The organism is Rhodococcus koreensis, from assembly GCF_900105905.1.
In the GTDB taxonomy this organism is placed as follows: domain Bacteria; phylum Actinomycetota; class Actinomycetes; order Mycobacteriales; family Mycobacteriaceae; genus Rhodococcus_F; species Rhodococcus_F koreensis.
Map to the genome: position 1 here is coordinate 182868 of NZ_FNSV01000004.1, position 26998 is coordinate 209865.

28 protein-coding genes and 1 pseudogene are annotated in these 26998 nt (G+C 67.6%); 9 read left to right on the top strand and 20 right to left on the bottom strand.

The window, feature by feature from the left end; genetic code table 11:
* Positions 1-6 precede the first annotated feature (6 nt).
* From BLV94_RS03540 to BLV94_RS03555, 4 genes are read left to right on the top strand one after another with little or no spacing between them, the layout of a single operon-like run.
* Entirely contained in the window at positions 7-1539 is a 1533-nt protein-coding gene (locus BLV94_RS03540; protein ID WP_074933555.1) for an SRPBCC family protein, read from the top strand.
* On the top strand, positions 1536-1919 hold the full coding sequence (gene gvpJ / locus BLV94_RS03545) for a gas vesicle protein GvpJ (protein WP_072951766.1): 384 nt from the start codon (positions 1536-1538) through the stop codon (positions 1917-1919). Before BLV94_RS03540 ends, gvpJ begins: the two co-directional genes overlap by 4 nt.
* Positions 1919-2695: a GvpL/GvpF family gas vesicle protein gene (locus BLV94_RS03550; protein ID WP_074933559.1), complete on the top strand. Its 777-nt coding sequence runs from the start codon at positions 1919-1921 to the stop codon at positions 2693-2695. Before gvpJ ends, BLV94_RS03550 begins: the two co-directional genes overlap by 1 nt.
* A gap of 4 nt (positions 2696-2699) precedes the next feature.
* Complete coding sequence (locus BLV94_RS03555; protein WP_072951750.1) at positions 2700-2939, top strand: gas vesicle protein GvpG; 240 nt, start codon at positions 2700-2702, stop codon at positions 2937-2939.
* A 505-nt stretch (positions 2940-3444) separates the two neighbouring features.
* Here the strand turns inward: BLV94_RS03555 and BLV94_RS03560 are convergent.
* From BLV94_RS03560 to BLV94_RS03570, 3 genes are all read right to left on the bottom strand, one after another.
* On the bottom strand, positions 3445-4146 hold the full coding sequence (locus BLV94_RS03560) for a pyridoxamine 5'-phosphate oxidase family protein (RefSeq protein ID WP_074933562.1): 702 nt from the start codon (positions 4144-4146) through the stop codon (positions 3445-3447).
* A gap of 87 nt (positions 4147-4233) precedes the next feature.
* Positions 4234-5394 (bottom strand): globin domain-containing protein, encoded by a 1161-nt coding sequence (locus BLV94_RS03565; RefSeq protein WP_072951747.1) that lies wholly within the window; start codon positions 5392-5394, stop codon positions 4234-4236.
* Positions 5382-5669: a hypothetical protein gene (locus tag BLV94_RS03570; protein WP_143051322.1), complete on the bottom strand. Its 288-nt coding sequence runs from the start codon at positions 5667-5669 to the stop codon at positions 5382-5384. The genes BLV94_RS03565 and BLV94_RS03570 overlap by 13 nt, the downstream gene beginning before the upstream one ends.
* Between BLV94_RS03570 and BLV94_RS48380 the strand changes: the two genes are divergently transcribed.
* Positions 5670-5915: a hypothetical protein gene (locus BLV94_RS48380; RefSeq protein WP_143051323.1), complete on the top strand. Its 246-nt coding sequence runs from the start codon at positions 5670-5672 to the stop codon at positions 5913-5915.
* Between the two features lie 831 nt (positions 5916-6746).
* Here BLV94_RS48380 and BLV94_RS03580 read toward each other — a convergent pair.
* Entirely contained in the window at positions 6747-6971 is a 225-nt protein-coding gene (locus BLV94_RS03580; protein WP_072951848.1) for a DUF3263 domain-containing protein, read from the bottom strand.
* A 754-nt stretch (positions 6972-7725) separates the two neighbouring features.
* Positions 7726-7914 (bottom strand): hypothetical protein, encoded by a 189-nt coding sequence (locus tag BLV94_RS03585; RefSeq protein ID WP_074933568.1) that lies wholly within the window; start codon positions 7912-7914, stop codon positions 7726-7728.
* A gap of 302 nt (positions 7915-8216) precedes the next feature.
* On the opposite strand from BLV94_RS03585, the gene BLV94_RS03590 reads away from it, so the two are divergent.
* Both BLV94_RS03590 and BLV94_RS03595 read left to right on the top strand, forming a co-directional pair.
* Positions 8217-8930 (top strand): HNH endonuclease family protein, encoded by a 714-nt coding sequence (locus BLV94_RS03590; protein WP_072951696.1) that lies wholly within the window; start codon positions 8217-8219, stop codon positions 8928-8930.
* A gap of 231 nt (positions 8931-9161) precedes the next feature.
* A complete protein-coding gene (locus BLV94_RS03595) occupies positions 9162-9752 on the top strand; it encodes an Lsr2 family DNA-binding protein (protein WP_072951704.1) in 591 nt (196 codons plus the stop codon).
* Between the two features lie 401 nt (positions 9753-10153).
* On the opposite strand, the gene BLV94_RS03600 is transcribed toward BLV94_RS03595, so the two are convergent.
* The 9 genes and pseudogenes from BLV94_RS03600 to BLV94_RS03640 all read right to left on the bottom strand — a co-directional run bounded on the left by BLV94_RS03600 (position 10154) and on the right by BLV94_RS03640 (position 16927).
* Positions 10154-10630 (bottom strand): hypothetical protein, encoded by a 477-nt coding sequence (locus BLV94_RS03600; protein ID WP_072951693.1) that lies wholly within the window; start codon positions 10628-10630, stop codon positions 10154-10156.
* Positions 10631-10718: 88 nt separating this feature from the next.
* Complete coding sequence (locus BLV94_RS03605; RefSeq protein ID WP_072951691.1) at positions 10719-11261, bottom strand: DnaB-like helicase N-terminal domain-containing protein; 543 nt, start codon at positions 11259-11261, stop codon at positions 10719-10721.
* 76 nt (positions 11262-11337) lie between these two features.
* Positions 11338-11682 carry a hypothetical protein gene (locus BLV94_RS03610; protein ID WP_083395443.1) on the bottom strand — a complete coding sequence of 115 codons (345 nt, stop codon included), beginning with the start codon at positions 11680-11682 and terminating at the stop codon, positions 11338-11340.
* Between the two features lie 653 nt (positions 11683-12335).
* On the bottom strand, positions 12336-12692 hold the full coding sequence (locus tag BLV94_RS03615) for a hypothetical protein (protein ID WP_244163466.1): 357 nt from the start codon (positions 12690-12692) through the stop codon (positions 12336-12338).
* Positions 12693-13425: 733 nt separating this feature from the next.
* Positions 13426-13608, bottom strand: a pseudogene (locus tag BLV94_RS50350) (SOS response-associated peptidase family protein); the annotation flags it as partial.
* 264 nt (positions 13609-13872) lie between these two features.
* Positions 13873-14409, bottom strand: a complete 537-nt coding sequence (locus BLV94_RS03625; RefSeq protein ID WP_072950643.1) for an RNA polymerase sigma factor — start codon at positions 14407-14409, stop codon at positions 13873-13875.
* A 157-nt stretch (positions 14410-14566) separates the two neighbouring features.
* On the bottom strand, positions 14567-14914 hold the full coding sequence (locus BLV94_RS03630) for a hypothetical protein (RefSeq protein ID WP_143051324.1): 348 nt from the start codon (positions 14912-14914) through the stop codon (positions 14567-14569).
* Between the two features lie 198 nt (positions 14915-15112).
* Positions 15113-16072, bottom strand: a complete 960-nt coding sequence (locus BLV94_RS03635; protein ID WP_072950648.1) for a C39 family peptidase — start codon at positions 16070-16072, stop codon at positions 15113-15115.
* A gap of 93 nt (positions 16073-16165) precedes the next feature.
* The gene (locus tag BLV94_RS03640; RefSeq protein ID WP_072950651.1) at positions 16166-16927 is read right to left on the bottom strand and encodes an MSCRAMM family adhesin; all 762 of its coding nucleotides are present in this window, start codon (positions 16925-16927) and stop codon (positions 16166-16168) included.
* A gap of 351 nt (positions 16928-17278) precedes the next feature.
* Here BLV94_RS03640 and BLV94_RS03645 point away from each other — a divergent pair, with 351 nt between their 5' ends.
* The gene (locus BLV94_RS03645) at positions 17279-17764 is read left to right on the top strand and encodes a hypothetical protein (RefSeq protein ID WP_244163468.1); all 486 of its coding nucleotides are present in this window, start codon (positions 17279-17281) and stop codon (positions 17762-17764) included.
* A gap of 113 nt (positions 17765-17877) precedes the next feature.
* Here BLV94_RS03645 and BLV94_RS50355 read toward each other — a convergent pair whose 3' ends face one another.
* Both BLV94_RS50355 and BLV94_RS03655 read right to left on the bottom strand, forming a co-directional pair.
* Positions 17878-19863, bottom strand: coding sequence for an Hsp70 family protein (locus BLV94_RS50355; protein ID WP_244163469.1), 1986 nt, complete (start codon positions 19861-19863; stop codon positions 17878-17880).
* 234 nt (positions 19864-20097) lie between these two features.
* Entirely contained in the window at positions 20098-21720 is a 1623-nt protein-coding gene (locus tag BLV94_RS03655) for an Hsp70 family protein (RefSeq protein WP_072950659.1), read from the bottom strand.
* A gap of 295 nt (positions 21721-22015) precedes the next feature.
* On the opposite strand from BLV94_RS03655, the gene BLV94_RS03660 reads away from it, so the two are divergent.
* Positions 22016-22402, top strand: coding sequence for a hypothetical protein (locus BLV94_RS03660; protein WP_244163470.1), 387 nt, complete (start codon positions 22016-22018; stop codon positions 22400-22402).
* A gap of 108 nt (positions 22403-22510) precedes the next feature.
* On the opposite strand, the gene BLV94_RS03665 is transcribed toward BLV94_RS03660, so the two are convergent.
* The 4 genes from BLV94_RS03665 to BLV94_RS03680 are packed head-to-tail and all read right to left on the bottom strand — an operon-like array spanning position 22511 to position 26969.
* Positions 22511-23929 (bottom strand): GTPase, encoded by a 1419-nt coding sequence (locus tag BLV94_RS03665; protein WP_072950662.1) that lies wholly within the window; start codon positions 23927-23929, stop codon positions 22511-22513.
* A complete protein-coding gene (gene grpE, locus BLV94_RS03670; RefSeq protein ID WP_083395444.1) occupies positions 23929-24450 on the bottom strand; it encodes a nucleotide exchange factor GrpE in 522 nt (173 codons plus the stop codon). The genes BLV94_RS03665 and grpE overlap by 1 nt, the downstream gene beginning before the upstream one ends.
* A gap of 4 nt (positions 24451-24454) precedes the next feature.
* Positions 24455-26425, bottom strand: a complete 1971-nt coding sequence (locus BLV94_RS03675) for a dynamin family protein (protein ID WP_244163471.1) — start codon at positions 26423-26425, stop codon at positions 24455-24457.
* Positions 26415-26969, bottom strand: a complete 555-nt coding sequence (locus tag BLV94_RS03680; protein WP_072950667.1) for an RDD family protein — start codon at positions 26967-26969, stop codon at positions 26415-26417. The genes BLV94_RS03675 and BLV94_RS03680 overlap by 11 nt, the downstream gene beginning before the upstream one ends.
* Positions 26970-26998: the final 29 nt, after the last annotated feature.

Consider the following 26998-nt stretch of genomic DNA (forward strand, 5'->3'; position numbering starts at 1 on the left):
TCAGTGATGACCTCGAATCTTGACAGCGCGGCGAAGAAGCTGCGTAAGAACGTCTCCGGTGCGTCCGGTGAGGCCGCATCGATCTCACCCCTGCAGAAGGCGGCGCAGGGCCTGCTCGGCACCGTGACCGACAAGGCGGTCTCTACCGTGTCCGACAAGGTGCAGGGTGCGGCCGGCCGGCTGACCGACTACGCCGAGGGCGGCGGTGGAAGCCTGCTGTCCGCGGTCACCGGCAAAGGCAACGGCAACGGCGACGGTGACGGTGACGGCAACGGTGACGGCAAGTCGCTGTTCTCCGGGCTGACCGACAAGGTGAAGGAGACGGCGTCGGATGTGAAGGACGCGGTCACCGGCGGCGGCGGTGGCGGTAAGGGCAAGAAGCTCAAGTTGACCAATATCGTCGAAACGATCGATGTCGGTGTCCCGGTCCAACTTGCCTATAACCAGTGGACCCAGTTCGCCGACTTTCCGTCGTTCATGAAGAAGGTCGAACGGGTCGAGCAGGAAGCGGACGAAAAGCTCGAGTGGAAAGCGCAGATCTTCCTGTCGCACCGGACCTGGGAAGCGTCGATCCTCGAGCAGGTTCCGGATGAGCGGATCGTGTGGCGGTCGAAGGGCGCCAAGGGTTTCATCGACGGTGCGGTGACGTTCCACGAGGTGACTCCCGATCTCACCCGTATCGTTCTGATTCTCGAGTATCACCCGAAGGGGTTGTTCGAGAGGACCGGAAACCTGTGGCGTGCACAGGGTCGGCGAGCGCGACTGGAGTTGAAGCACTTCGGGCGTCACGTCATGACCCAGTCCGTTCTCCATCCTGACGAGGTTGTGGGGTGGCGCGGGGAGATTCGGGACGGCAAGGTCGTCGAGCCCGAGGAGTCCGAGGACGACTACGAGGAACCGGCCGACGACGAAGAGCCGCAGGACCAGGACGACGAGTCCGGCGAATACGAGGAGGAAGAACCGGAGGAGGAGCCGGAAGAGGAGTCCGGCGAGTACGAGGACGAGGAACCGGACGAGGAACCGGAGGAGGAGCTGGAGGACGAGTCCGGCGAGTACGAGGAGGAAGAACCCGAGGAGGCGCCGGAGGAGGAGTCCGGCGAGTACGAGGAGGAAGAACCGGAGGAGGAGCCGGAGGACGAGTCCGGCGAGTACGAGGACGAAGAACCCGAGGACGAGACCGCTGAGGACGAGACCGCTGAGGACGAGACGGAGGAGGACGAGACGGAGGAGGACGAGACGGAGGAGGAACCCGAGGAGGACACCGCTGAGGAGGAGACGGAGGAGGAAGAGCCTGAGGAGGAGCCCAAGCCGCGCCGGCGTCGTCCCGAGCCGCGCCGGCGTCGTCCCCAGGAGGCCGCTGCGAAGAAGGCTCCCGCGAAGAAGGCTCCCGTGAAAAGGGCCGCAGCTAAGAAGACCCCTGCGAAGAAGGCTCCCGCGAAGAAGGCTCCCGTGAAAAGGGCCGCAGCTAAGAAGACCCCCGCAAAGAAGGCTGCCGCGAAGAAGGCAACACCGCGGCGTAGGACGGGAGCACGCGCATGACCACGGCAGGTGGACCCAGCTCGAGTAGTCTCGCCGACGTCATCGACACCATCCTCGACAAGGGCCTCGTGATCGACGCCTACGTGCGCGTCTCGCTGGTCGGCATCGAATTGCTGACCATCGACGCCCGCGTCGTGGTCGCGAGCGTGGACACCTATCTGCGGTTCGCGGAGGCGGTGAACCGGCTCGAGATCGGCAGCGAACCGAAGGGGCTGTCCGAGATCGTCTCGGGCGCCACCGAGGGCGCTGCCAAGTCGAAGACGAAGGGCGCCCTCGAATCGGCGGGCGACAAGCTCGGCGGCCTCTTCGGGGGTGGGGAGGAAGAGGAAGAACCGGAGCGGGAACGAGTGTCGCGCAAATCGACGCGGGGTGACCGGTGATGGCCACCTCGGAGCAGACGAAGCAGACGACCGGGGTGTATGTCTACGGCATCGTCCCGGCCGACGTCGAGGTCGCCGAGGGTGCGACCGGGGTTGCGGACGGCACCGTGGAGGTGGTCACTCAGGGTGACATTGCCGCCCTGGTGAGCGGGCTGTCGGTGGACCGGGCGCTCGGTAAACCTGGGGACCTGCGGGCGCATGCGGACCTGCTGGACGGGGTGGCCGGGGTGGCGCCGGTGCTGCCCCTGCGGTTCGGTGCGGTGCTCAGCGACGCCGACGCCGTGCGGGAGGAACTGCTCTCTGCGCACGCGGGCGAGTTCGGTGCTGCTCTCGAGAAATTGGAGGGCAAGGCCCAGTACATCGTGAAGGGCCGGTACGTGGAGCAGGCGATCCTGCGGGAGATCCTCGACGAGGACGAGCAGGCGGCGGCGCTGCGCGAGGAGATCCGCGACAAGTCGGAGGACGCCAGTCGCGATGCACGGATGGCACTGGGGGAACTGGTGAGCAACGCGATCGCCGCCAAACGCGAAAAGGACACCCGCAGGGTCGTCGAGGCGCTCGACGACCTCGCCGCTTCGGTGAACGTGCGCGAACCCACGCACGAGGAGGAGGCCGTGCAGGTGGCGATCCTCGCCGACGTCGAGCGTCGGGACGAGCTCGAACGGGTGCTCGGGGAGCTGGCCCGGGACTGGGACGGGCGGGTGGAGATGCGCCTGCTCGGACCGCAGGCGGCGTACGACTTCGTGGTCGCCCCGAAGCCGGAGGGGCAGGGCTGAAGGGATGGGTCTGTTCTCGTTCATCGTCACCTTGCCGCTGCAACCGGTCAAGGGGGTGATCTCGCTGGCGGAGTTGATCCAGCGGCAGGTCGAGCAGGAGTTGCACGATCCGGCGCGCGCCCGCCGGGCGCTCGAGGAACTCGAGGAGGCCCGGGAACGCGGTGAGATCACCGAGGAGGAGGAAATGCAGGCACAGCAGGCGATCCTCGACCAGATGACGGGCGGTGGCGGAGCCGTCCCCTGAGCGAGTCCGGCACACGCCAGAGCCGGACCTTGCCCGGCCGCACCGGTCGGGGACTCGGGTGGAGAGGCGGGTGTATCCGGCCCCACCCCACAGCGCCGCGCTGCCGCTGCAACCGGCGCAGATCGAGGGGTCGCGGGTACGTCACCGATGTCGGGGTCCGAACGTATGGGTTCCGGGAGTGCCCCGGACAGGGGTTCGGCCGGGAATGCTCCCGCATTCTCGGCCGGATCTCTGCTTCTCGAGCTCTTCACCGCAATCCGATTACTCTCTCGATCCGCACCGTCGACGTTACGCGCGTACCGCCTCCGCAACAATGACCGAGCGGCCGCTCAACAGGTGGTCAGCGGGGTGTGACGGGCGTAGTTGCGAGGATCGGAACCGGGGCGTCGAGCGTGTACCGGGTGACCTGATCGACGGGGGTGCGGAACTGCCTGTGCCCGCGCACAGCCTGGGCGCTGCACGGGGCTATCGCTCAGTTCTCCAGGACGAGGTGAAAGATCCGTGTTCAGTGGTCGCCGGCGTCGGCTGTCGCGTCACGGATCGTCGACTCCGCAGGGGTGGCCGGCCGCTGCACGCCGACCGTGGTGCTCGCCGACTCGTCCTGGCGTGGAGTCGATTTCGCGTCGAAGTAGTCACCGCCCTTGCTTGGGGCATTGTAGGTTCCCCGGCAGCGGTGCCGGGGCGCCGGAACCATGCGGGGAATGTGCTTGCGGCAGTGGATGTACGCCTCCTGCACCGTGATCACCACCCACCGTTCGGACAGACGGCCACCGCCGTGATCGGCGGGCAGGTCGGGCACCGCGGCCCGCAGGTCCTCGTCCTCCACGATCCGAGCGGAACCGTTGATGTGCAGGCCGACGAGGTCACGAACGAAGTCCACGAGGAGGATCCCGACGTGCGGGTTTTCGGCGATGTTGCCGAGGCTCGCCATCACCCCGTTTCCGCGGTACTCCGGATACGCCAGCGTTCGCGGGTCGATAACGTGCATGAATCCTTGTTCGCCGGTGCGCAGGCTGTTGTCGCACTCGCCGTCGGCGTCGGCGGTCGCCACGAACGCGATCTCCTGACGGCCCACGAACTCGATCATCGCCGGATTGAGGTGATCGAGCATCTGGTCGGAGTAGAACCGGGTGGCGCGCTCCTGTGTTCCGAACTTCCACTGGAGAATTCGTTCGCCGACGCTGCCGATCGGGGGGCGGGCACTCATGACGCTCCTGACGGGAATCGAGGGCAACTCGGTCGGCGCTCACCCTACGTGACTGTTCAGTAACTTCCGCAGTGCCCGATCCACCTCTCAGTACAAGGGATCGTGGCAGATGTCGGCGGAATCGACGCCCGCGGCCATCAGCTGGTACTTCGTGGCGCGAACCATGGACGGTGAGCCGACGACCTGGATGTCGTGATCGGTCCAGTCCCCGTACGTGGCGACGACGCGTCCGAGCTGGCCGGTGAGCAGATCGTGCATCCCGGCCGGATTCTGGGTGTTTCCCGAGACCCACCACGGGTTGTCGCTGTTTTCGATGACCGGGACGACGGTGAGCCACGGGCAGGTCCGAGACAGCCCCCACAGGATATCGAGGTCGTAGAGGTCGCACGGGTAGGTCCCGCCGACGAACACATGGGTCCGGGGAGTGTCGTCCAGTCGGGGCATATCCAGCAATTGCGCCCGCAGCGGCGCGATTCCGGTCCCTTCGGCGATCATCAGGCGACGTCGACCCGGCCGCCGTGACACGCCGAGGCCGCCGAGCGGGGAGCCGATCAGCCAGGTGTCGCCGATGCGGGTGTCTGTTGTGATCGCGGGGCTCACCCAGCCACCGGAGACGCGGCGGACATGGAATTCGACGATCCGGTCGGGGTGCGGAGGGGTGGCGAAGGAGAGGTAACGCCACATCCGGGGGCGAGTGGGTACCTGCACACTCACATGCTGACCGGGGACATACGGCATGGTCTGGTCGAGTTGGAGACGAACGATGGCAAGGTCGTCGAGGACTCGGTGGTGGTTGATCACGGTGCCGACCCAGGTGGGCGGCCCCTGCTCGGCGTTCGCCGCGTCGGTCATGGTGGCGACGATCAGGGCGATCGCGTCGCGCCATGCGCGCTCGGTCTCGTCGGTCCACAGTTCGGTCCCGGTCAGGTTGGCCAGCGCCGTGATGAGTGCGTCTGCGACGGCGTTGTAGTGGTCATCGGTGACGCCGTACTTGCGGTGATCACGTCCGAGTTGCGCGAGCAACGGCAGGACCTCGCCGGGTGTGTCCAGCTGGTCGATGACGTATCCGATGGCGTGCATGAGTCGGTCGCGCTGGTCGTCCATGGCGGCCGGAAAGTGTTGGCGGATCTCGGGGTTGGAGGCGAACAGGACGGCATAGAAGGCTCGCGCGAAGGCGTTCTCGCCCCCTGGGGACGCTCCGACGGATTTGAAGCTTGATCTGACCAATGAAGTCGTCAGAGAGTCCACGACAATCGCCGCCTTTGATAGTGGGAGAACGGGTCGGTGGGTTCGCCGAGGTGGTGCTGGTCGAGTTGGTGGTCGCGGATGAGTTCGTCGATGAGATCGCCGCGGATCTCGTCGGTGCGGGTCCTGGACAGCACCGTGGCGGTGGACCGGCCCAGCACCGTGATGGTGAGTCCGGAGCCGGCGAGGTCGAGGAGGACACCGGTCCTGTGGTCTCCGAGTACACCGGTCTCCTCGAGCAGCCGCAGCGCCGCCGTCTCCGCGGGTACCACCTGCACGTGGTGGAGTTGGTGCCGGGCCGCCGCCGCCCGCACCACGCCGGCCTACTGGTGATCCTGGTGGGCGACGGCCGGCGGGTGGGAGTCGCCGGAATGCTCGGCGAGCAGGGTGCCGACCGTTTCCGCGGCGAGTTCCTCCGGGTGGGATCCGTCGGTGCCGACGGCCCGCGAGCGGGACTTCGCTACGCCGGTGCTCTCTTCGTCCGGGTACGCGCCGCACCGCACTCGCTCCGATGGACACCCTGAGATTCGAACTCATAACCAAATTATAACGTTTCGGTCACAGGAGCATGAAGGTGGGGCGGAAGCGGTACGCCTGCAATGCAACGCGACGCTACCCCGTTGTGACGGCTGACTACACGACGCTCGAGCGCTGTAACGACAGGGCCCACAAGGGATTCCGCTGCTCGAGCGTGCTTGTTCCATTCGGCGTCGAGTTCTGCGGACAAGCAAGGACGACTCCGCGGCCTCTTGCGCGGGCACGCCGTCGCCGGTCGATCGGGAGGTCACCGACCGGTTGGCGACCAGGGGTGCCTGGAAGTCGGCATTCTCGAACTCGAGGGCCCTGCTTGCGAAGGCCAGGCGCCGCCTCGACGAGGTCTCCGCCGAGAGATCGACTCCCTCCAGGAACATCGAGCACCACCGAGGTAAGCGACGGTCACACCCCCCAAAGCTCGGACCTCGCCGCCCAGACCAACCTCGACACTGACGATGACGTCTCCGCCGCCGACCCGGCTCGGGGGGATACCGCGTGGGGGTGCACACCTGGCAGGTGTCCCGCCCAACGAAGCTCCGACAGCAACGGAGCTACCGCGCGGGCACCGCTCCCGGACCCGCCGCCCGCGGGGCCGGAATCCCATGAGCCCTTTCCAGCACCGGTGCTACGAAAACAATTGATCCACAACGCTTCGCGCTCTTCGCGGTCGTGATGCGCTGATGTCGCGTTTCCCGCGTGCCCGGACACCGCGCGGTTGCGAACCCGGGGCCCTTCGGTCACCGACGGGAGACCCTCCGGCGGGGACCGCTTCCGGGTGCCCAGCCGCCGCGGCGGGGCCGGGTTGATCGGTGCCGGTGTGGTCAGGAGCCTGCCCACAGCCGTCGGCGAGCAACGGCCTTCATCGTCTCGACCAGTTTCGGTTGCAGTGGCGTCGGCGGGTCGAGTTCGAGGTTGGTGTGCAGTTCCCGGAAGAATTCGGTGGGGCTCATCCCGAAGTCCGCCAGGATCGTCTCTTCCGGGCCGCCGCCGTGGCTGTACCAGCGCAGTTCGAAGGACACCATCCGGCTCATCGGTGCAGCACTCATCTGGCCACCCCTTTCCCGTCTCGTCGTTCGTGTGCTCGTGTGCTCATGTGCTTTGGTGGGGAGCTGTAATGCGCCCGGGGTTCAGTGACGTGCCGCGCTTGCCGCGAAGCCCGCGAATTGTGCCCCGCATCTCATTTCCGACAATCTCGAATAGTGTCACCCTCGCAATTCGGGCAATGAGCGCTCAGGCGGTAGAAATTTCGGCTCCACGCGAATATTTCGGCGCCGCGCGAACAATTTTCTCGGACCCGTCCCCGGACGTGTGCGACCGTCCGGGTGGGCGCTCCGAACCGTCGACGGAAACCGGGCCTCACCAGCATGAACCGCTCGGGCCGGTCTGACCGCTCCCCGGCGGGTGGTTCGACACCGGCGTGCCGCCGGGCCTGGCAAGAATTGCAGTTTGCGCAGCTCAGCGTGGTGCTCGGCTCACCTATTGGTGAACCGAGCACCACCGCTTCTCGTTCTACGGTGCGGTGTTCCGGGCGCTGCGGGCGGTCAGCCGATGCCGCCGCCGATGCCGAAGCTCAACTGAAGCCAATGGAGGAACGCCTCGAGAGCGACGTTGAAATCAATTCCTGCAGAACCCATGCAGATTTCACTCCTTCTGCTGTGGTCGGGTATCCACGCGAACGTTGTTTCGCGCTTATTTCTTTTATCGGACGGACCAGTCGGCCGCGTTTCACATAAATCCGGATTTCCCAGTCTGTGAAATTAAACAACCGACCAGATTAATTCGCCCACGAGGGATTCACACTCACCGGCGCCCGCGTGACCTGCGGATGCGGCCGAGGTCGGCGGTGGAGGATGCGTGTACCGCACCCTCGACCACCGGCCGGACCGTCGGGGTCGTCCGGCCGATGCCGCCGACGCGGTGCGATCCCTGGCCGGGCGACCACCCGACGAGCGCCTCGCCTGCCTTGATCCGCGTCCGGCGGACGCGCATCCAGAGGTTCCCTTCTGGTGGGTCACCACGCCCGCATGTATCACCGTGGAAGGCCATTGCGGCGTCGTGCCGCGGACACGGCGGTTCAGGTCGCTGTTGCGAGGAACCTCAGCTGGACCCGGAGTGGGGAATGCTCTCGGGCTGTCCACCAAGGACTCGATGAGGGCATGACCATCCTCGACGGAGATGATTGCACCGGTGACACCATGAACCCCGCGCCGACCCCGTTCGCCGAGCCTGTCGGAGGTGTCCGCAATACTTGCGTGCACCACCAGTCACACAGGTAACAGGAGAACAGTCGCATGCGCCCACACCCCCGGACCGCCCTGCTCGCGTTGGGTGCGGTCACCGTCCTCGGTCTGACCGGGTGCTCGGCGATCGTCGATGCGGACCCGGGCACCGGGTCACTCGGGGGAGCGCCGGCCGCTCCGGCGCCGGTGTTCGATGCGGGACCGGCGTTGGCGAAGCTCGACACCCTTGCGGTGAAGGGCCGTGCTCCGAAGACCGGGTACACCCGGGAGCAGTTCGGGCCGTCGTGGTCCGACGACAACGGTGTCGAGGGCGGACACAACGGCTGCGACACCCGCAACGACATCCTCCGCCGCGACCTGGTGGATCTGACCTACAAGTCCAGCACCCGGGACTGTGTGGTGGCGACCGGTACCCTGCACGACACCTACACCGGCACCACCATCGCGTTCGTCCGCGGGCAGGACACCTCCACCGCCGTCCAGATCGATCACGTCGTCGCCCTGTCCGATGCGTGGCAGAAGGGGGCCCAGCAGCTCAGCCCGGAGCAGCGCCGCGACCTGGCCAACGACCCCCGCAATCTGCAGGCCGTCGACGGGCCGACGAACTCGCAGAAGTCCGATTCGGACGCTGCATCGTGGTTGCCGCCGAACAAGGCCTACCGGTGCACCTACGTTGCCCGGCAGGTCGACGTCAAGGCTCTCTACCGGTTGTGGGTGACCCAGGCGGAGAAGGACGCGATGAGCCAGGTCCTGCACTCCTGCTGAGCACCGCTGTGCCAGCCGAGACCAGCGTGGACGCGCACCGCCATACGCGATCGGGGGACGCCATCCGTTCGACCCACCGTCCACGGACGTTGCGTACCGATGATTAGGCGTCCCGGTCCCGGGTAAGCACCCGTATACGCACCCCGCGCCGGGCACGGCTCCAACACACACCCTTCCCGCCCGCCAACCGAGGTACGCGGACGACAGCTCGGCATTTGCGGGGTGACGACGATGAAAACCAGCGGCCAGGTGGTAGTGGCCCTCGGGGCGGGCTACCTGCTGGGGCGAGGGACCGCGACGCTCACCAGTTCCCCGGAGGTCGCCAAGCTCTGCGAGACCGTTCGGGGAGAGCTGATGAACTCCGCGAAAGCCGCGGCGATCACTGCGGTCACCTCGCACATCGATTCGCTGACCAGCCGGCTCCACTCCGGCGGTGAGAGCCTGGCGGGGCACGTGGGCACTGGAGCCGGCGCACTGGGCAGGTCCGGCGATATCCGCCGGTTGCACCTCGTCGAGCCGGACGAGGGCGAGACCAAGGACCGTGAGGGGGACGGGTCCGCAGCGAACGAACGGGGCCGAACAGACGGAAAGCGAGCGGGTAAGGGAAAAGGGAAGCGGGGCAAGGAGACGGACGAGACCGACGAGAGCCCCGCGACCGAGCAGCCCGAGCAGGAACAACGGCCGCGACACCGACCCCGACGAAACCGGAGCACACGCACCGCCAAGGAAATCCGCCAGTGGGCTGTCCAGCACGGTTACGAGATCTCCTCCCGCGGACGCATACCCGCGGACATCGAGCACGCTTTCGCCGACGCCCACTGACAACCGGAGCGGTGCCGGTCGCCCACCCACAGCCGCGTCACCCGGGAGACTCGACCCGAACCCGAGTTCGGCGCTGCCTCCTGTCCTACTCCTGATGCCGCCGGGTCCAGCCCACCCCTGTCCGCGGGCACAGACGGTGTCCACCGCATCCGTTCGTGCGCCCGACCATGATGAACGGCCGGTGCGCCCCGCCGCCGGGGTGACGCCCTGGGAACTTGGTGTCGAGGTCGGGAAGTGGCACTGGGCGGGAGATTCAGCCGAACACGATCTGGCACGTCGCCGATCGGCTCATCTCCAATCCCGAACTGCGCGGCGCGCTCCCGGACACCAGCACTGTCTCCGGACACCTGCACATGTCCACGGTCCCAAGGCCCCCGGGTCAGCCCGCCGCCGCGGCCGAGTCAGAGTGAGGCGGCGAGCACCCTGCCCCGGGCCTCGACGTATCTCCACAGCAGCGCGGTCGTCGTGGCGTCCGGGTGCGCCAGCTCGGGTAGGTCCTTGGCCCCCACGATCTGATCATCAACGGCCGCGACCTTGCGCAAGCACTCATCGATCATCTCGGGGGTCAACGGGACGGCGTCGAGGCGTTCGGTGAGGTAGCCGATCGAGTCCTCCAACCGAAGGTCCGAGGTGGGTGCGCCGGCGCACCGATTGGCGGCACGTTGCGTCCAGTCGTCGAGTTCTGCGACAGTGGCAGGGTTTTCGACGGCGACGCGTACCGCCCGGTTGACAGCTTCCGGGTCGGTGATGTCACCGTCGAGGAAACCTCCCCGTTGCAGAATCTGCTCCAGGTGATGATTGGCGAGACCGTCGAATCTGCTCCACCTCCAGATCACACTGCCCATGACCCTGATGCGCGGGTCATCCCCCTGCCCCATGTACGCCCTCCCCGTTGATGAAACATGCAGATCGGTATGTTTCCATATCTGTGGGTCAACGGGGCAATCCGAGCACGGCTGCCGGGTGTCAGATCTCCGCGGCGTGAAGGGCGATGAGCCGCCGACTGGCAGTGCGGCGTTCGCGGCCGATGGCGAGGAGGTGCTCGAAGAGCTGATCGTCGGGCAGTTCGGCCGCCGCTTGGGCCATCGATTGCGCGGCCTCGTGGTAGCCGCGCCGGTAGGCGCGGGTGACGACGGCTTTGGCGTAGTAGCCGAGAGAGACCGGATCAGCTCCCGCGGTGGCGACGTCGGTGAGGGCACGGGCGATGCGGATGCCGTGGTGGCCGGCGAGTTCGCCGTCGCGCTCGAGGGCGGTGGCAACCATGGCGGTGCCGTGAGGTGCTCCCTCCCGCACGAGTGCGGCGATGACACCATAGAGCTCGGCGTGGAGGGGGCGGTGGAAGTCGGTGGTTTCGACGATGGCGACCGCCCGTGCGGCGGTGTCGGCCGGTGCCCAGAGCAGGGCGCACAGACACAGGGCTTCGATGTCCTCGCGGAGGTCGGCGTCCACGTCGTCGGGGCGGAGCACGTCGACGGGTTCCTCGACGCTCGCCTGGTCGCTGGTGCTCATCTTCGTCGCCTCCTCCGGGGTGTGGTGGTGGACAGGCTGCAAATCGGTGGGGGTGACACGGTCGGGCGTCGTGGAATCATGTACTCGGCGGCCCGGTTTCGCGCGGCGTGACGGCGGCGGCAGGGCACCACTGGGTGACCTCGAGGGAGCCGAGATTGTTTCCGGTGGGGACAGTGAAGGTGCATGCTGCCAGCCAGGAGCCGCGGGAGGTGCGCGCCCAGGCATGCAGCACGCCGGGAACCTGGATGTCGAGGTTGAGTCCTTCGGCGCGGACCCGGAGCGGAAGGTCGTGGGCGAGGCGGCCACCGTCGTGGGCGATCGCCGTGGCCAGATCGACCGTCACCGGCTGGGGTGGGGTGATCGTGCGCCACGGTTTGGGGTCGTAGGTGGGTCGCCAGTGCCGGAACTTCCCATCGAACATACATTCGATTATGTGTTATGGTGACGCTTCGGCGCCAGCGGCGGGGTAGGGAAGACCCCACTGGTGGCGCCGCCCACCCGAGGCGTACGGCTGATCGATCGTGAGTGGCAAGAACGCTGCGGGCCGCCGTGTTGCGCGAAGTCCCGACCGCCGATCACCGCTGCCGGGTCCTGGTGCAGAGCAAGGGGCGTGTTCGATGCCCGGCGATCCGCCCCCGGATGAGACCGGTGGGCCGGAGCGCAGCAGAGTCGGGGTTCGGCACGAACCCAGCGCCGAGCGGGTTCTGCTCCTCAGGCGTCGCCACCGTGCGGCCCCGAATCGGCTGTGGGCCGATGTCCTCTGCCGTCTCGTCGCGTCGGCGTGTGGCCTGCGGGATCACAGCGAAGCGCGACGGAGTCGCCCACGGGTGTTCGACTCGGATTCGTCTCCGTCGTCGCTCGACCTTGGCGTCCGTCGTGCGCATGATTGTGCCCCGGCATCGGGGGATGACGCCGGGGCACGGGGGGTGTCCAGCAGAACAAAATTGGGGGGATGCGCTGCTGGAACAGCACTCATCCTAACGGTGTCTCGGACGCGCTCACGCGTGGGGTGACCGTCTCCGCACTCGACGCGTGCCCGTCGACATGATTCCGGGCGACGGGCCCCTGGCGTCGTCAGGAGCGCCTCTGGTGCCACCACTCGGCGGCGCTGGATTCGATTTCGTGGGCGCGGGTGGGCCAGGCGGAATCGGCGGTCAGCGATCGGATGGTTGCCGCCATTTGTATTGCGCTGCCATCGATGTCAAGTCTGGTCAGGAGGCGGGCGATGCGGGTCTGGTTCTCCGGCCAGCGGCCGCCGGTCGTTTCGACGAGCACCGCGACGAGGGTGGCGCACTCGTGGTCGGTGATCGGGGGAGGGGTGCGGGTCATTCCGCGCAGTCCCCGGCTGCCCCGGGTGAGCCATCGGTCGCCAGCTTCCCGCTGGATCCGCCGCCAATACACGGGGCCACGGTTGCTGAGGAGAGAATGCACCGTCGGACGGTAGCAACCCACGGTCGATCAGCCGTGTGCGGCGGTGCCGGCCGTCGCAGAGGGCGCCCAGCATCCCGCTCTCGGGGCCACCGACGTCGGGTTTCCGCGGCCGTGGCGGAGGGGCGGACTACGGTGACCTGTGCGACGAGCAACAGGTCGCCACTCACTGCCCAGACCGGTGATCCGATCACGGTCCTGATCTGCGGTGTTCCGCGGATTGGTAGATGTGTGGCGGCCTGTTTCTCGGCGAAATCTCAGGACCAGCGGTGATGCCGCCCTCTTTTCGTCCCGGTCGAGGAGGGCGCAAGCAGTGACCATGGCCGAGCCGTGATCGCCGATGTCCGGTTCGGGCGAGGTCGCCGGCTGTCCCAGATTCTCGATCATGCCGTGGGAGACCTGCGCGGGATGTCAGAGGAAAGCCGCCGACGCCTTCCCCGGTGTCAGCGGCTCCTCACCCGCCCGGGAACGCTACGCACTGTAGGTCTTGCCCGGTCACGGGGTGACGGTGACGCCATATCGCCTCTCGGCAAGTGGTCGCTCGCGGCGACTGTTCTGATGTGGTACCCGGGGTATGCGCGCCACCGTCAGCCTCTGCAACAGCGGACTGTCCGTCGGTATTCCACACGCCCGCGGTGCGCCGACAGGCCCTGGCCTGTACGGGGCCAGACCGTCCTCAGTGGGCATCGCCGGTGGTGATCGGCTACGAGGTCCTTGCCGTTGTTGCGGACGTTGTTCACGGCCCCAAGCTGCCCGGTGCCGGGAGTGCCATCAGAGATCGGGCGAAGTCGACGTCGGTATTGGTCGGGTCGAGCCAGTCCGCCCAATTCGCTTCGGCCACGCTCATCGGCATCCGGTCGTGGATGTGCCCGACGTCGTCGGTGGAACTGGTGGTGATCACCGAGAAAGTGACCAGCCAGGCGTCCGGATCATCGTCGGAGACGTCGGGGTTGCGCTACAAGTCGAAGATCCCGGCCAACGGCAGAGTGTCACCCTCGGCCGGGTGAATGGAGTACGGCTGCTTGAGCGGTTTCCCGGACTTGTCGACCTACGCCACATCTTGACCGCCCGATAGTGCCACTGACCTTTGGTGGGGCAGTGGTCCTCGGACCCGGCTCGTGCAGGAGGTGAACTCGGCGTCGTGTGATCTGGTCGGCGTGATGCCCCGGTGGTGTGCCGCCGGTCAGGAAGCGGGCGCGAGCAGCTTGACGAGCTGAGTCCGGGCCCGGTGGATCCGTGTCTTGACCGTTTGGACGCTCACGCCCTGGTGTTCGGCGATATCGGCGTAGGTCAGGGACGCGAACTCGCGCAGGACGATCGCGACCCGGAAGTCTTCGGGGAGTTCGGCGAGGGCGCGGCGAACGGCGTCGACGGTGGCGACCCGATCATCAACGCGAGGGGAGGGGTCTTCGAGCTGGAGTTCGATTTCGTCGTCGCCGGCGCCGAGGCTGCTGGTTTCTTTCCGTCGGCGCAGGACCGCGAGGGCGGCGTTGGCGGCGATGCGGTGCAGCCAGGTGTTGAAGCGGGACTCGCCGCGGAACTTGTCGAGGTTCCGCCATGCGGCGACCAAGGTTTCCTGGAGGGCATCTTCGGCGTCGGTGTGGTTGCCGGTGATCTGCAGGCACACGCCCCAGGCGTTGTTCCGGTAGCGGCCGACGAGCTCGGCGAAGGCGTGCTGGTCGCCGTGTCGGCACAGCAAAATCAGCTCAGCGTCGTCCATCGGTTGTCCCCCCGGCTTGTCGTGCGTCCCGCCCTGTTCCAGTGCCGTGTGATCGTACCCGCCGGGAAACCGGGGTACCCGCGGACCGTTGTGCGGGGTCGGCGGGTACCGGGCCAGCGGTGTTCGTTCCGCGAACCCGCTTCGCGTTCGGTACTGGTCAGAAGGTGTCGTGCCCGAAGTCCTGCTCGGGCAGCTCGAGGTCAGGCAGCGGGTCCTCGACATGAGTCGACACATCGTGGTGCACCGCCGGGTCGACGTCGGGGAGGTGATCGTCGTCCGCGAAGACCTCGGCCGGCACATCGACGCCCTGATCACCGCTGTCACTGTCGCCGTCGTCGATGTCGCCGAGGTCGAGGATCAACTCGTCCTCGGGAACGACCGGGGTGTCATTCATCTCCGGGACGAGAGAGCCGTCGGCCTCGGGGGTCTGCGGGTCGAGCGCCACCTCGAGCGCGCGGTTCCAGACGTCGTCCGGTACCGGTGTGTCCTCGGTCGATAGGCCCAAGGACTCCAGGAGAGGATCATGATCCTCCATCGCTCTACACCTCTTCCCTGCTGCGTTCGGTGCCGGTGGTATCCGGCAGCTCGAGAGTTAGATGTCTGCAGGAACGGAAATGTTCCCACGAGGTGACATCGGATCTCGCACCCCGGTGTGTCGGGGCGCGAAATCCAGTGTCCACGCCTTTGCTCGGACTGCCCACTCTCACAGCGGCAGCATCGCCCACGGCCGCTGATCGAGGGCCATCGCCGTCGGATCGGCCGGGGTGTCACGGGGTGCGAGGTCCGGGTCGACCTCGTCGGCGGTGAGCATCTGGCAGCCGGAGTCCTGCCAGGCACCCTCGAACTGAGCGATCGGCACCTCCAGCTGGTTACCGGTCGGGCTGCCCGGGTCGGACAGGATGACCACGCCGCGGGCCTCGTCGATGCCGGCGACCACCAGGAAGTGGTCCGGCTGATCGTCCTCTCCGATCTCCTCTCCAGGGGTCCAGATTTCCCCGGAGTCCACCATCGCGATCACGCCGTACCCGCCCTCCAGCTTGCCCTTCAGGTCGTCGAGGGAGCTGTTCTCGATGTGGCAGGGCACCCCCTGGTCTTCGAGGAGGACTTCCAGGTTCGGCAAGGTCATCCCCTGCGAGGGATCACCGTTGGCCATCAGGCCGAGGGCCAGCGCCCGGTCCATCAGCTGCTGCGGGTCGGTGATGTCGAGGCCGGTGTACTCGGACACGAGTTGTGCGGCGCTGGACGGCCCGCAGTACCCGTCGAGTTCCTGGAAGAACCAGCTGGTGGTCCACTGGGTGGGGCTGCCGTACACCCCGTCCTGCGGGGCGGCAGCGGGTTCGGGGTAGGGGACCAGTTCCGGTTCGGGCTCCGCGGGCGGTACGGCCGACAGGTCCGGTTCCGGTGCTACCGGAGGCAGTGTCGACAGGTCTGGTTCCGGCGGGGCGGGTGGCAGGTCCGCCTCCGGTGAGGCGGGTGGCAGGTCCGGGGCCGTTGGCGGAGTAGGCGTGACGTCGTCGTACGGGAGACCGGTCGTCGTATCGTCGGGGAACACCGGTGAGGACTCGTCGACGAATCCCGGGTCCAGTACGGGTTCGTCCAGTTCGGGGCCTGGACCCCAGAGGGACGCGTTGCGGTCCTCGAGGTCGGAAATGGTGTCGTCCATCGAATCGATCTCTCTGTGAGTCCAAGCGGAAGTGACAGTGACCGCTGCCGCACACCCGAATTGGTCGGTGTACGGCAGCGGGAAGTGGATAGGTCAGACGAGGTCGTCGCCGGGGAGCGGCTCAGCGGGGGCGTCGAAGGTGCCGTCGTACTCGGCGACGAGGCCCTGCGAACCGGTGGTGATCTCGTCGAGGATTCCGTCGTTGGTGGTGTCCTCCATTTTCAGGTCGAAGATCCCGTCACTGTCGGTGTCGACGAGCACGGTGTTGGGGACGTCGTCGCCGTCGCTGTCGAGAATGACGGTGTCGAACTGGCCGGACCCGGTGCTGTCGATGAGCGTGGTGTCGAGGTGCACGTCACCGTTGGTGTCGCGGTAGGACTCCCGGACGACGCCGTCGGCGATCGCATCGGCCTGGATGACGTTGCCCTGCGCGTCGAGGATGCCCTTGGCGTCGACGTTGCCGTCGTCGTCGAGATCGGTTGCGACTCGGACCGTTCCGTCGGCCTGGGGGTGAACGGCGGACTCGTAGGTGCCGTTGCTGTCGGTGTCGAGTTCGATGGTCGTCAGGTTGCCGTCGGTGTCGAGGTGCTCGATCTGGTTGACGCCGTCGATGGTCGTGTGGACGGTGTCGACGTTTCCGTCGCCGTCGAGGTCGCGGGGGGAGCGGTACGACTCCCCACTGGCGCCGGGGACATCTTCGGGTGCCGGGGCCAACTCGGGTTCGAGGGTGGGCTCCGGTGCGAGTTCGGGCTCGGGTGCGACGGCGGAGGTGAAGGACGCGTCCTCCGGGGACCCGGTCAGGTTCGCAGACGGCGCGGTCGGCGCGGCGGTGGCATTGCTGGAGGGGTTCGTCATCGTCTCGTCCTTTGTCGGTCCGGTTAGCCGGGAGCCGATCTCCCCGCCTATGTAGGTGAGATGCCGGCGATGACGGAAAGGTTCCCGCGAGTTCCCACAATTATTTTCAGGCCGCATGATTATTGGCTGGACCGGCGCGAATCGAGACCCGCTCCGCTCGGAAGAGGTCTTCGGTCGTAGGCGGCCGAGGTCGACAACACCGCAATCGGCGCTCGACTGCACACACTGCGACCTTGTGTGGGCGCTCGGCGCGTACGCTGACATGTCAGCTGGGTCGGGGCATATCCGTAACTGGAGGGTCACGTCATGCACTGTCTAGAGGTTCATCGTTCCCTCGTCGCAGGAAGTGTTGTGTCCGCAGCGATCCTCGCTCTCGCGCTCGGCTCCGCCGCCGCGATAGCGGCCCCGGTCTCGGCGGCGTCGACCACCGAGTTTCAGGTCCCGGTGACGTTCCTCTCGGCATGCGGGGTGGGGTTCAGGTGTTACCTGCCGACGCTCGCTGCCGTGACACCGTCGGCAACGACGAACGCACCCGGCGCAGTGAGCTTCGCTGCAACGCCTCCGACGACCATCTCGATCACCTGGCTCGACTGCATCGACGTGACAGTGCACTGGCGAAACCTGACCACCGGCGCCACTGGCGCCACGGAGATCCGACGCGTGCCGCCCGACTACAGTCGCCCCACCGCGCCGGGCGAGTGGTGCCGATACAACCCGACCACGGTGGTCACCGGCAGCGGCACAGTCGCCGCGACCGCCGATGTCGCCGCGGCCGCCTCTCGCACCGGGGATCATCGCCCCATCAGCTCGGGGGTTGGCCTCTTCCAGGTTCCCTAGAGCGACGGTGAATCAGCCGCTTGCGGCGTGGCCGCGAATGCCGACGCCCGCGTCACCGTAGGTGTGGTGACGCGGGCGCAGCCTTGCCTTGTCGAAGCGTTCCGGGTGGGACTTTAGTTCAGCAGGCCGGCGCGGGAGAGGAAGGTCTTCGCGGTGTCGACGCTGCTCGCGCCGGAGAAGTTGACCTGGACCCCGCTGGAGTTGTTCGCGTAGTAAATGGAGTAGTCGGGGAACTCCTGGGAGAGTGGGCCATTGACGTGGGCGGCGGCGGTGCGGGCGGTGTTCTCGACGATCACGTTCTCCGCCACGGCGGTGTTGTCGTGGTAGCCCTCACGGATCCCGAGGACGGCCTTCTTGGCGGCCGCGAGGTCGACGGAGAAGATGATGCTGTCGAAGGTGCCGTCGGTGACCCCCTTGGTCAGGGTGCTGCCCTTCTTGATGGTGCATTGCAGTTGGAGGCCGTCGTTTTCGGTGAACCCGATCTTCTTGCAGTCCGTGAGGTCTTTGCTCAACGCGGCGGGTATCGCGGCGAGGACCTGGTCCTGGGTCTTCGCCAGGGTGGGCGCGTTGTCACCGGAGGCGCCTTGGTCGTTGTCGACGGGCTGGGCGCTGTTGGGGGAGCCGTCGGTGCCGGCGGCGGCGGTGTTGTCGCCGCCACCGGTGAGCAGGACCGTCGAGACGATCGCGATGACTACGACGAGGGCTGCCGCGGCGGACCCGGCGATCAGCCACTTCTTCTTCCCGGACGAGGCCGGGGCCGGGGAGGTGCTGTGCGTAGGTGCCGGTTCGGGCCACCGCGTGATCGGTCCGCTCGGGTGCGAACCGGACGCGGCACCGACCGTCCCGGACTGGGTCTGTGCCGGAGCGCTCTGGCCGTACCCGCCGAACTGCGGCTGCTGCCCGTACCCCGCCGGCTGGGGCTGCTGCCCGTATTGCGGCGGTCCTTGCTGATACGCGCCGCTGTGGTTGGGTTGAGTCTGGTGATGCGCCGCCGCCGGCTGCTGCACGGACAGTCCCCGCAGCACCGGTGCGACCGCGGCCAGCGCTCCCTGCGCGACCACGGTCTTCGGATCGTCGAGGGTGGCAATGGGTCCGAGCGGCTTGAGTTTTTCGTGCACCAGCGGGATCCGCGAGGAACCACCGGTCAGATACAGGGCCTCGAGCTGTGAGGGGTCGGTGATCTGCGCGTCGGCGAGGGTGGCCCGGGTCAGGTTCACCGCCTTCTCCAGCGGGGCGGAGATGAGGTCCTCGAACTCGTCGCGGGTGATCTGGAACGTTTCGTGGAACCCGCCGCCGGCGACGGTGATCGTCGCGGACGGTGACTCCGAGAGCAGTTCCTTGGCGCGGCGGATCGAATCGTCGAGGTTGTGCCGCACGCTGATCGGCGCGGACTGCCGCAGGTAGGTCAGCAGTTCGGGGTTGCGGCCTTCGAGTTGGTCGTCGACCCATCGGCGGATGAACGCGTCGAAGTTCTTCCCGCCCAACCCGTTGTCGCCGCGGGCGGCGATGACGTCGAAGGTGCCTTCGCTGGTGGCGGCGAGGACCGCGATGTCGAGGGTGCCGCCACCGAAGTCGAACACGGCGATCTTCGCACCCGGGGCGAGGGTGTTGGTGCGGGTGTAATAGTGCGCCGCGGCCCGGGGTTCGGACACGGTCTGCACGATTCCCGGGCTGAGCCCGAGGGTGCCGGCGGCGTCGAGGAGGACCTGGACTTCCCGCGGGGACCAGGCCTCCGGGTGGGTGAGGACGAGCTGCGACGGAGCCGTGCCGCCGTGCGCGCTGGACGCACGGGTCATCACGTTCTGCAGCACGGCCGCCACCGGTACCGAGGCGGGCAGGTCATAGGAGTTGACGGTGACCATGCCCTGCCGGACGACGCGCTTCGGCGAGGGCAGGAACGCCGCCGGGTTGCGTTCGGCCTGGTTGATCGCGACGTCACCGACGGCGATCGAGTTCGGGGACTCCACGAACACCGCCGAGGGCATCAGGTTGCCCTGGTGCGTCAGCGGCAGTGCCTCCACCGCACCGCTGACCGCACCGGTGTGCGCCGCGGCCGTGTTCGACGTGCCGAAGTCGATACCCAGAAGCCACTCAGACATGGTCGTGTCCCCCCTCGGATCCCAATTGTTTCTGCGCCGCGCCATCGCGGCGGCCGTGGCGCGAGAGCATCATGTCATGCAGGCCTCGGCCTGCTCGCCGAGGCCGGAACGCTGGGCCGGTGGTGCTCATGGTGGTGGTGCTCCTCACTCGGCACTCTTCGTGCCTGTCTGAAAAGTGAGATGCGCCCAGCGGGCCGAAAGTTCCCACCCGATCGTGGGCGGCACGCTCGGGTCTCATTGGGTTCGGATTCCGCAGATCTTCCAGCCGCTGTCCTCACGCGTGTAGGTGAAGATCTGCGTCGAGGTGGTCGGTTCGCTGTCGGGCAGGGTTTGGGTCAGGCGGACCCGGGCGCTGCCGGTATCTCCATTGGTGCTGACGGAGATGATCTCGTCGATCGCCAGCTCCTCCCCGGCAACACCGACCACGTCCTCGGCGGTGGCCTGTTTCTGCGCGCACCGGAAACTGTTGACGACCTCGATGCCGGCGCCGGGCACATCCCGCACGTAGGCGGTGGTCAGCTCGCGGATCGCCTGCTCATCGGCGACCGGATCGGCGACGGCCGTCTGCGACGGTCCCGCGCTGGCGGCGTCGTCGGAGAACACCGTCTGGCTGAGCACCACCGCACCCCCGACCACGACCACGGCGGCCGCTGCTGCGGCGGCCGCCCACACCTTCGCCCGACCAGTGCGTCCGGCCGGCTGCGGCACGGCCGCGGGGGTGGACCACACCGGGGCGGTGTGAGGAACCGGTGCCGGGGCGGCGTCGACCGCACCGATCCCGGCAGCGTTGAGGGCGCCGCGGGCGACGACCGTCTTCGGGTCATCGACCGCTGTGACCGAGACGATCGAGGAAAGACGCTGGTGGAGGAGGGGGATGCGGGAGGCGCCACCGGTCAGATACACCGTGTACAGATCGGATCCGCGCACACCCGCATCGGCCAGGGCCCGCTCGACCAGCCCCAGACTCCGGGTGACCATCTCGCCGATCAGCGAATCGAAAATCCCCCGGCTGAGCTCGATGTTCTGGACGTGTCCGGCACCGGTGACCGTGATGGTCGCCGAGGGCGCCGTCGACAGCAACTCCTTGGCCCGGCGGATCGAGTCGTCCAGGTCCCGCAAATCACCCGCCGGGGAGTTCTCCCGCAGATAGGTCAACAGCTGCGGATTCTCCGCCGCCAGCCGAGAATCCACCCACCCGCGGACCGCCGCGTCGACGGCGGCCCCACCGAGTGCATGATCGCGGTGTTCCGCGACCACGGTGAACTCACCCCGGCCGGTCGCCTCGAGGACCGTGACATCCAGGGTGCCGGCCCCCACATCGACCACCCCGAACTTCGTGCCGGCCGCAATGTTCGCCGACACGCACTGGTGCGCGGTGGCGCGCGGCTCGGAGATCACCCGAACAGAGGCCGGGTCGAAACCCAGGGCGGCGGCAGCGTCATGCAGCACCCGGATCTCGTCCGGTGTCCAGTCTTCGGGATGGGTGAGGATCAACTGGGCGGGCGATTCCGCCCGCCCCAGCTGCGCGGTCCGCGCCGCGATGGCCCGGTTGACTGTCTCCCCGAGGACCGCGGTGACCAGACGCACCGGGGCGATGTCATAGCCGTTGATCGGTACCGCGTGCAGGCCCACCGACCGCTTCGGTGTCGGGGTGACACCGCCGGGATTGCGGTCGGCGGCGTCGATCACCGCCCGGCCGGCGGTGATCGTGTTCGGGGATTCGACGAACACCGCCGACGGCATCACCGTTCGCTCGCCGGCCAGCGGCACCACCGACGGCGACGAACCCGGTTCCATGCTCGCGGCCGCGGTATTGGCCGTGCCGAAATCGATCCCCAGCAGCCACGACGAAGACACGGTTCGTTCCCCCCAAGATCCATCCAGCACTGTGAAGGCCCGCACCGTGGCGGCGCGGACCGCATCGCATCATTCCATCCACCCCGCGCTCTGTCGTAGCCAGCCAGATCTCTTCTCACGTATCCGCTGGTGATGAGCCCGAAGCGTCCGCAGTCGCTCGCCGGCATCCTCGCCTCACGACGGCTGGGAGCGGAGACGAGCGGTAGCGGGACTATGTGATCGCCCGAACGCCGAGGGGCGACGGGGCGGTCGGGTATGTTCGATTCTTCATCGACACAGAGGGTTTGGACTCCTGGTGGCACGCGATTACATGCACGTCCCAGACCTGGCAGGTCTCTACCTCGAAGACAGCTACGTTCTAGCGATATCCGAGACGCCCCGCCGGTTGTCGTTCATGCTCGACGCGGTCCTCACGCCCGCGCATCCGCGCTACCGTGCACCCCTGCCTGGCGAACAGCACTGCTACGCAACCGGTGTGCTCATCTTCGAGGGCATCACCACGATCGAGTGGATCAGACGATCCCCACTCCGATCCGTCGACGCCGCCGGCAACGTGGATCTCGGCAACATCGACAGTCTGACCGTCGACGGCGCGTCCTGGCGGATCGAGGGCGACTGGGGTCAGGTACGGCTGCTCAGCACCAGCACACCGTCGTTCGTCGACACCGGCGGCCACGCCTAGCCTCACCGCTGTCGAGCAGCCGGTGACGCAGTCGTACGGTGTCTTCAGGCATTTGCCTTCCCCACTCACTTCGGGGCACGAAACGGCAGGTCCTACTTCGACCAGGTCCTATTGGGACAGTGTGTTGTAGGTGCGGATGAGGGTGACCAGGGCCGCGTCGTCGGCGGCGGTCATCGTCGACAGTGCCTGTCCTTGTGCCCAGGACAGTTTCGTGCGGGCCTCGGCCCGAACCTGCTGGATCGGTGCCTCCGGAGGCAGGCCGAGTTTCTCGGCGACGGTGCGGCCTTGCAGGAGTCGGCGCAGTTCGGCCGCGACGGGGGAGCGGGGGTCGGCTTCGAGCATGCTGCGCAGCGCCACGAACAGCACGATCGGTTGCATGGCCGGGTCTTCGCGCACCTGGTGGACGATGCCGCGGATGTGATCGCGGGCGGGATGACTGTAGGCGAGGTTCTTGAGTTCGAGCAGGATCCGCTGGGCCCGGTGCACGGACGCGAACTCGGCCACCGAGTTGTGCAGGATCTGACGCAGCGGCCTGATGCCGGAGTTGTCGGCGAGCCACTCGTTCAACGCGGCGGCGCCGCGGGCCGCGATCTGCCGGCCGTGGATGATGCCGTATTCCCCGAGGAGGTCGACGAGCCGGTCCCGTTGCTGGGCGGTGAGGTACCGGGTGTCGTCGGATTCGATCAGGTCGATCAGGTCGAACGGGGCGAACCCGCCGAGTTCGGCGAGGGTGCGGGCGTCGACCTCGGTGAGGGCACCGGTGTGGCTGGTTTCGGCCATCAACCCCGAGATCGGGACCACGGTCATCACGGTGTCCGCGAGTTGCGCGGCGAGGGTGCGGGCATGCTGGTGGGCGTGCTCGATCGGGTTCCGCTGCCCGAGTGCACCTTCCCCGAACCCGTCGGCGCGGGAGAGCACCCCGAGGGTGTTGAGCGGGGTGAAGCCGAGCTGTTTGAGGAACGCGACCTCGTCGGCGCGGGGGCTGGAGTCGAACAGGAACACCGCGGCGTCGGCGTCGACCGATGCGGTGCGGGTCTGCTCGAACCCGTCGATCAACACCCGCCGGGTCGCGGTCTCGTTCGCCGTCGTCAGCGTCGCCAGCCCGGGGGTGTCGACGAGGGTGACGTCGCGGATCGCCGCCGACGGCAGATAGCGGTGGATGTAGGCGATGTCGGTGGCGGGAACCCCGAGGTCGGCGGGCTGACCGCGCACCAGGTCGATGGGTCGGCGGGTGCCGTCGAGCCCGACCACCTCGGCCCGCGACGGGGCGCCGTCCTGGTAGACCGCGACCAGGCGGGTGGCCTCGAGCGCCGCGGTCTCGGCGACCGGGGCGCCGATCAGGGCATTGACGAGGGTGGATTTACCGGCCTTGAGGCGTCCGACGATCACCACCCTGGGCGGAGACCACAGGATCGCCCCGATCCGGTTGGCGTGGGCGATCAGGTCGCCGCCGAGGCCGGCGAGGGCGTGCAGGCTCCGATCGAGGCTGGCCCGGACCGGGTCGAGCGGCAGTGTGGGCGTGGACATCACACCGCCGGTTCGACGGTCGCGGGCGGCGCGTAGACCGCGACCTCGGCGTACCGGATGATCGTGGTGCCGGTGACCCAGCCGGGCCGCAGCTGCCGGGCGATGGTGTCGACGTCCCCGGGGGCCACCGCGGAGGCGGTATCGACGGCCCGGTGCAGGGCGGGGTCGAATCCGACGCCGACACGCGCATCGATACGGTTCACGCCGGCGCGGGTGAGGTCCTCGGCGATCTGGGTGCGCACGGCGGCGGCCTCAGCGAGGTCGTACAGGGAGATCAGCGCCTGCACCAGCTGCCGTTCCACCGGCCCGGTCACGATCTCTGGGGCGGCCGCCGGGGGCGCTGGGGCCTGGGCTGCGGGGGCCGGGGGAGCGGGCGGTGGGGTGTAGAGCTGGGTGCCCTGCGGCGCCGGCGCGTACCCGGCGGCGGGCGCGGGTTCGGGTGCGTTGAGGGTGCGCAACGTCCACCCGCCGGCGAGTCCACCGAGCAGGCAGAGCAACCCCACTGCGACAACAAGTCCCATCTGATCAAACCCCCTGTGATGACGATGTGAGCCGTGCGATGACGTTCTCGACTTCGGCGCAGCGCGCGGTGACTACACGCTGATTGTTGCTCAGCCGCTTGATGGTCTTCTCCCGCGTGGCCGCGTCCTGCCGCGCGGTCTCCTTCGCGTGGGTGACCTGCGTCTGCAGCTCTTCCATGCGGGTGCGCAGGTGCTCGCGGTAGCGGATCACGATCTCGGGCCGGCTGAGCGCGGTGGCGCTCTCGAGCAGCCTCGCGGTGGTCGTCTTGGTGGTGCCGATGGTCTCCCGCAGCCACGTCAGAAGATTCGTCTTCCCCGACCGCATCGCCCGGAACCCGAGGTTGACCCCGACCCAGACGGCGCCGACGACCACACCGATCCCGATGACGCTGGACACCCCGATCAGGCCGCCGATCATCGACGACCCCATGACACCCATGGTCAACATGCTCGGGTCGAGCAACCCGTGCCGTTTGTTGCCGACCTGCGCCGTTTCGATCCGCCGGTCCGCGATGGTCGCCATGATCTGGTGGTAGATCTCGTTCCAGACCACCTCGGAGTCGAAGCGGGGCGAGACGATGACGGTGTACATCTGCTCGAAGAACAGGTTCATCGCCGCGGCCATCGCCCGGTGCAGGTCGGTTTCCATCTCCGCGGTGAACTTCTGCGGGTTCCGGCGCAGCACCTCCATCCCGTTCTTGTTGACCCGGTTCGTCCATTTCGTGCGGATCTCGTCGAGCTGGCGGTCGAGTTCGTCGGTGGCCTTCTGACGGATCAGGGTCAGATCCCGCTGCAGGTACTGCTCCCACTGCTGGGAATGGTCCTTGAGTGATTGCAGCTTCTCGAGCTCGGCGGTCAGGTCGGGGATGACGTCCTCGCTGCCTTCGGCGGCGGCGAGTTCGGTGCCGATCTTGTCGAGGATCTTGCGCATCCCACCGAGTGCGGTCCGCAGGCCGTCGACCACCGGCAGGTGCTCGGCGACGTCGAGACGCCCGAGGATCTCGGTGCGCAGTGCGGTGATCCCCGACGCCTGCTCCGTCCGTTGCCGTTCGGGGCCGGCCGGCAGCTCAGCGGCGACGACCGCCCGCAGGCTCGACACCCCGATCACGGGAACGGTGCGGTGTAGGTGCTGCTGGAGCAGTTTGCGGTTCTCCTCGACGATGGGCTTCCACCGGCGCAGGTTCTTGTCGGTCTTCGTCACCGCCACCACCAGGGAGTCGACGGTGGCGGCGGCGTCCTGGATGAACGCCATCTCCGGTGCGGTCAGGGGAGTGGTGGCATCGCAGACGACGACCAGCACGCAGGCCTGCTGCGCGGAATGCACCGCGAGCTGGGCGTAGGAGGGATCGAGTCCGCCGACTCCGGGGGTGTCGATCACGGTGACATCGCCGAGGGCGCTGGATTCGACCGGAACGATCGCCCGGGTGGGGAGGACCTCGACGCGGGCGTCGCGCACGTGCCGGCCGTCGACGGTGACCCAGTCGGCCAACTGGTGGTGCGGGATCTGCTCGGACGTGCCCGGAAAGAGCAGCTCCGCGGTCCCGGCGGGATGCGCGGGTGTGGCGGTGGCGAAGCTGATCGTCGTCGAGGTGGTGACATCGACCCCGACCGGGGAGGCATCTCGCCGACCGACCAGCGCGTTGACCAGGGAACTTTTGCCGCGTTTGACCTCACCGACCACCACGACGGTGCGGGTCTGCTGGGTGCGGGATGCCTTCTGCTCGGCCAGGTCGGCGGTCGCGTCGAACCCGTACGGGCGGAGGATCTTCGCCGCGTGTTCGAGGGCGGTCCTGGCCTGCGTTTCCGGGGTTCCCGTCGGTACCGCGGGCGTGGTAGTCGGCGCAGGCGTGCTCTGCGCACTCTGAACTGCGCCCTCCACCATCTCGTCCCCCTGGGTAGTGACTCCCGCACCGAAGCTGGGACCGGTGCGGGTGCGGCGAGAACCGATCGCCGCGGCGTAGACATTAGCGGTCACCGCCAACCGCCCCTACACGGAGCCGGGGCACGGGGCGGGGCTCATGAGAAAGGTCGCAGACCCGGACAACCGAGGGGAAGCCGTTTGCGTCCTCGTCGGGGACTTCCTGGGAGACGACGAATCCCACCAGGCCGATCAACCACCATTTCACCAGGTAGCCGAACGTGGGCGCCGTTCCATCTTCCGGGCGGATCACCCGTAGCCCGACAATCGCCTTGCCGGCGGTGCACCGGAATGCGCGTTGCACCACGGTCCGGTGGATAAAGGACACAACGGCCCACGAGGCGAGCGCGGCAAGCAGCGCGAACGGCTTCAGCTCCGGGATCCGGTCGCACAGTGCCACCGCTGCGGCGGCGATACCGGCATGCAATCCCCAGTCGATGACGAACGCCGTCAGACGCCGGAGCCGGCGCGGCGACGGGTAACGAGGATCACCAGGTGCGCCGTGCCTGGCGGGGAGTGGGCGACCACGCAGCAGTGGTGGTGTGGTCGTTGCGACGCGAGTGGGTGTCACCTCGAGGATCCAATCTGTGAAGGGCGTCATCGAATTTGATGTCGCGACCGCCACGGCGG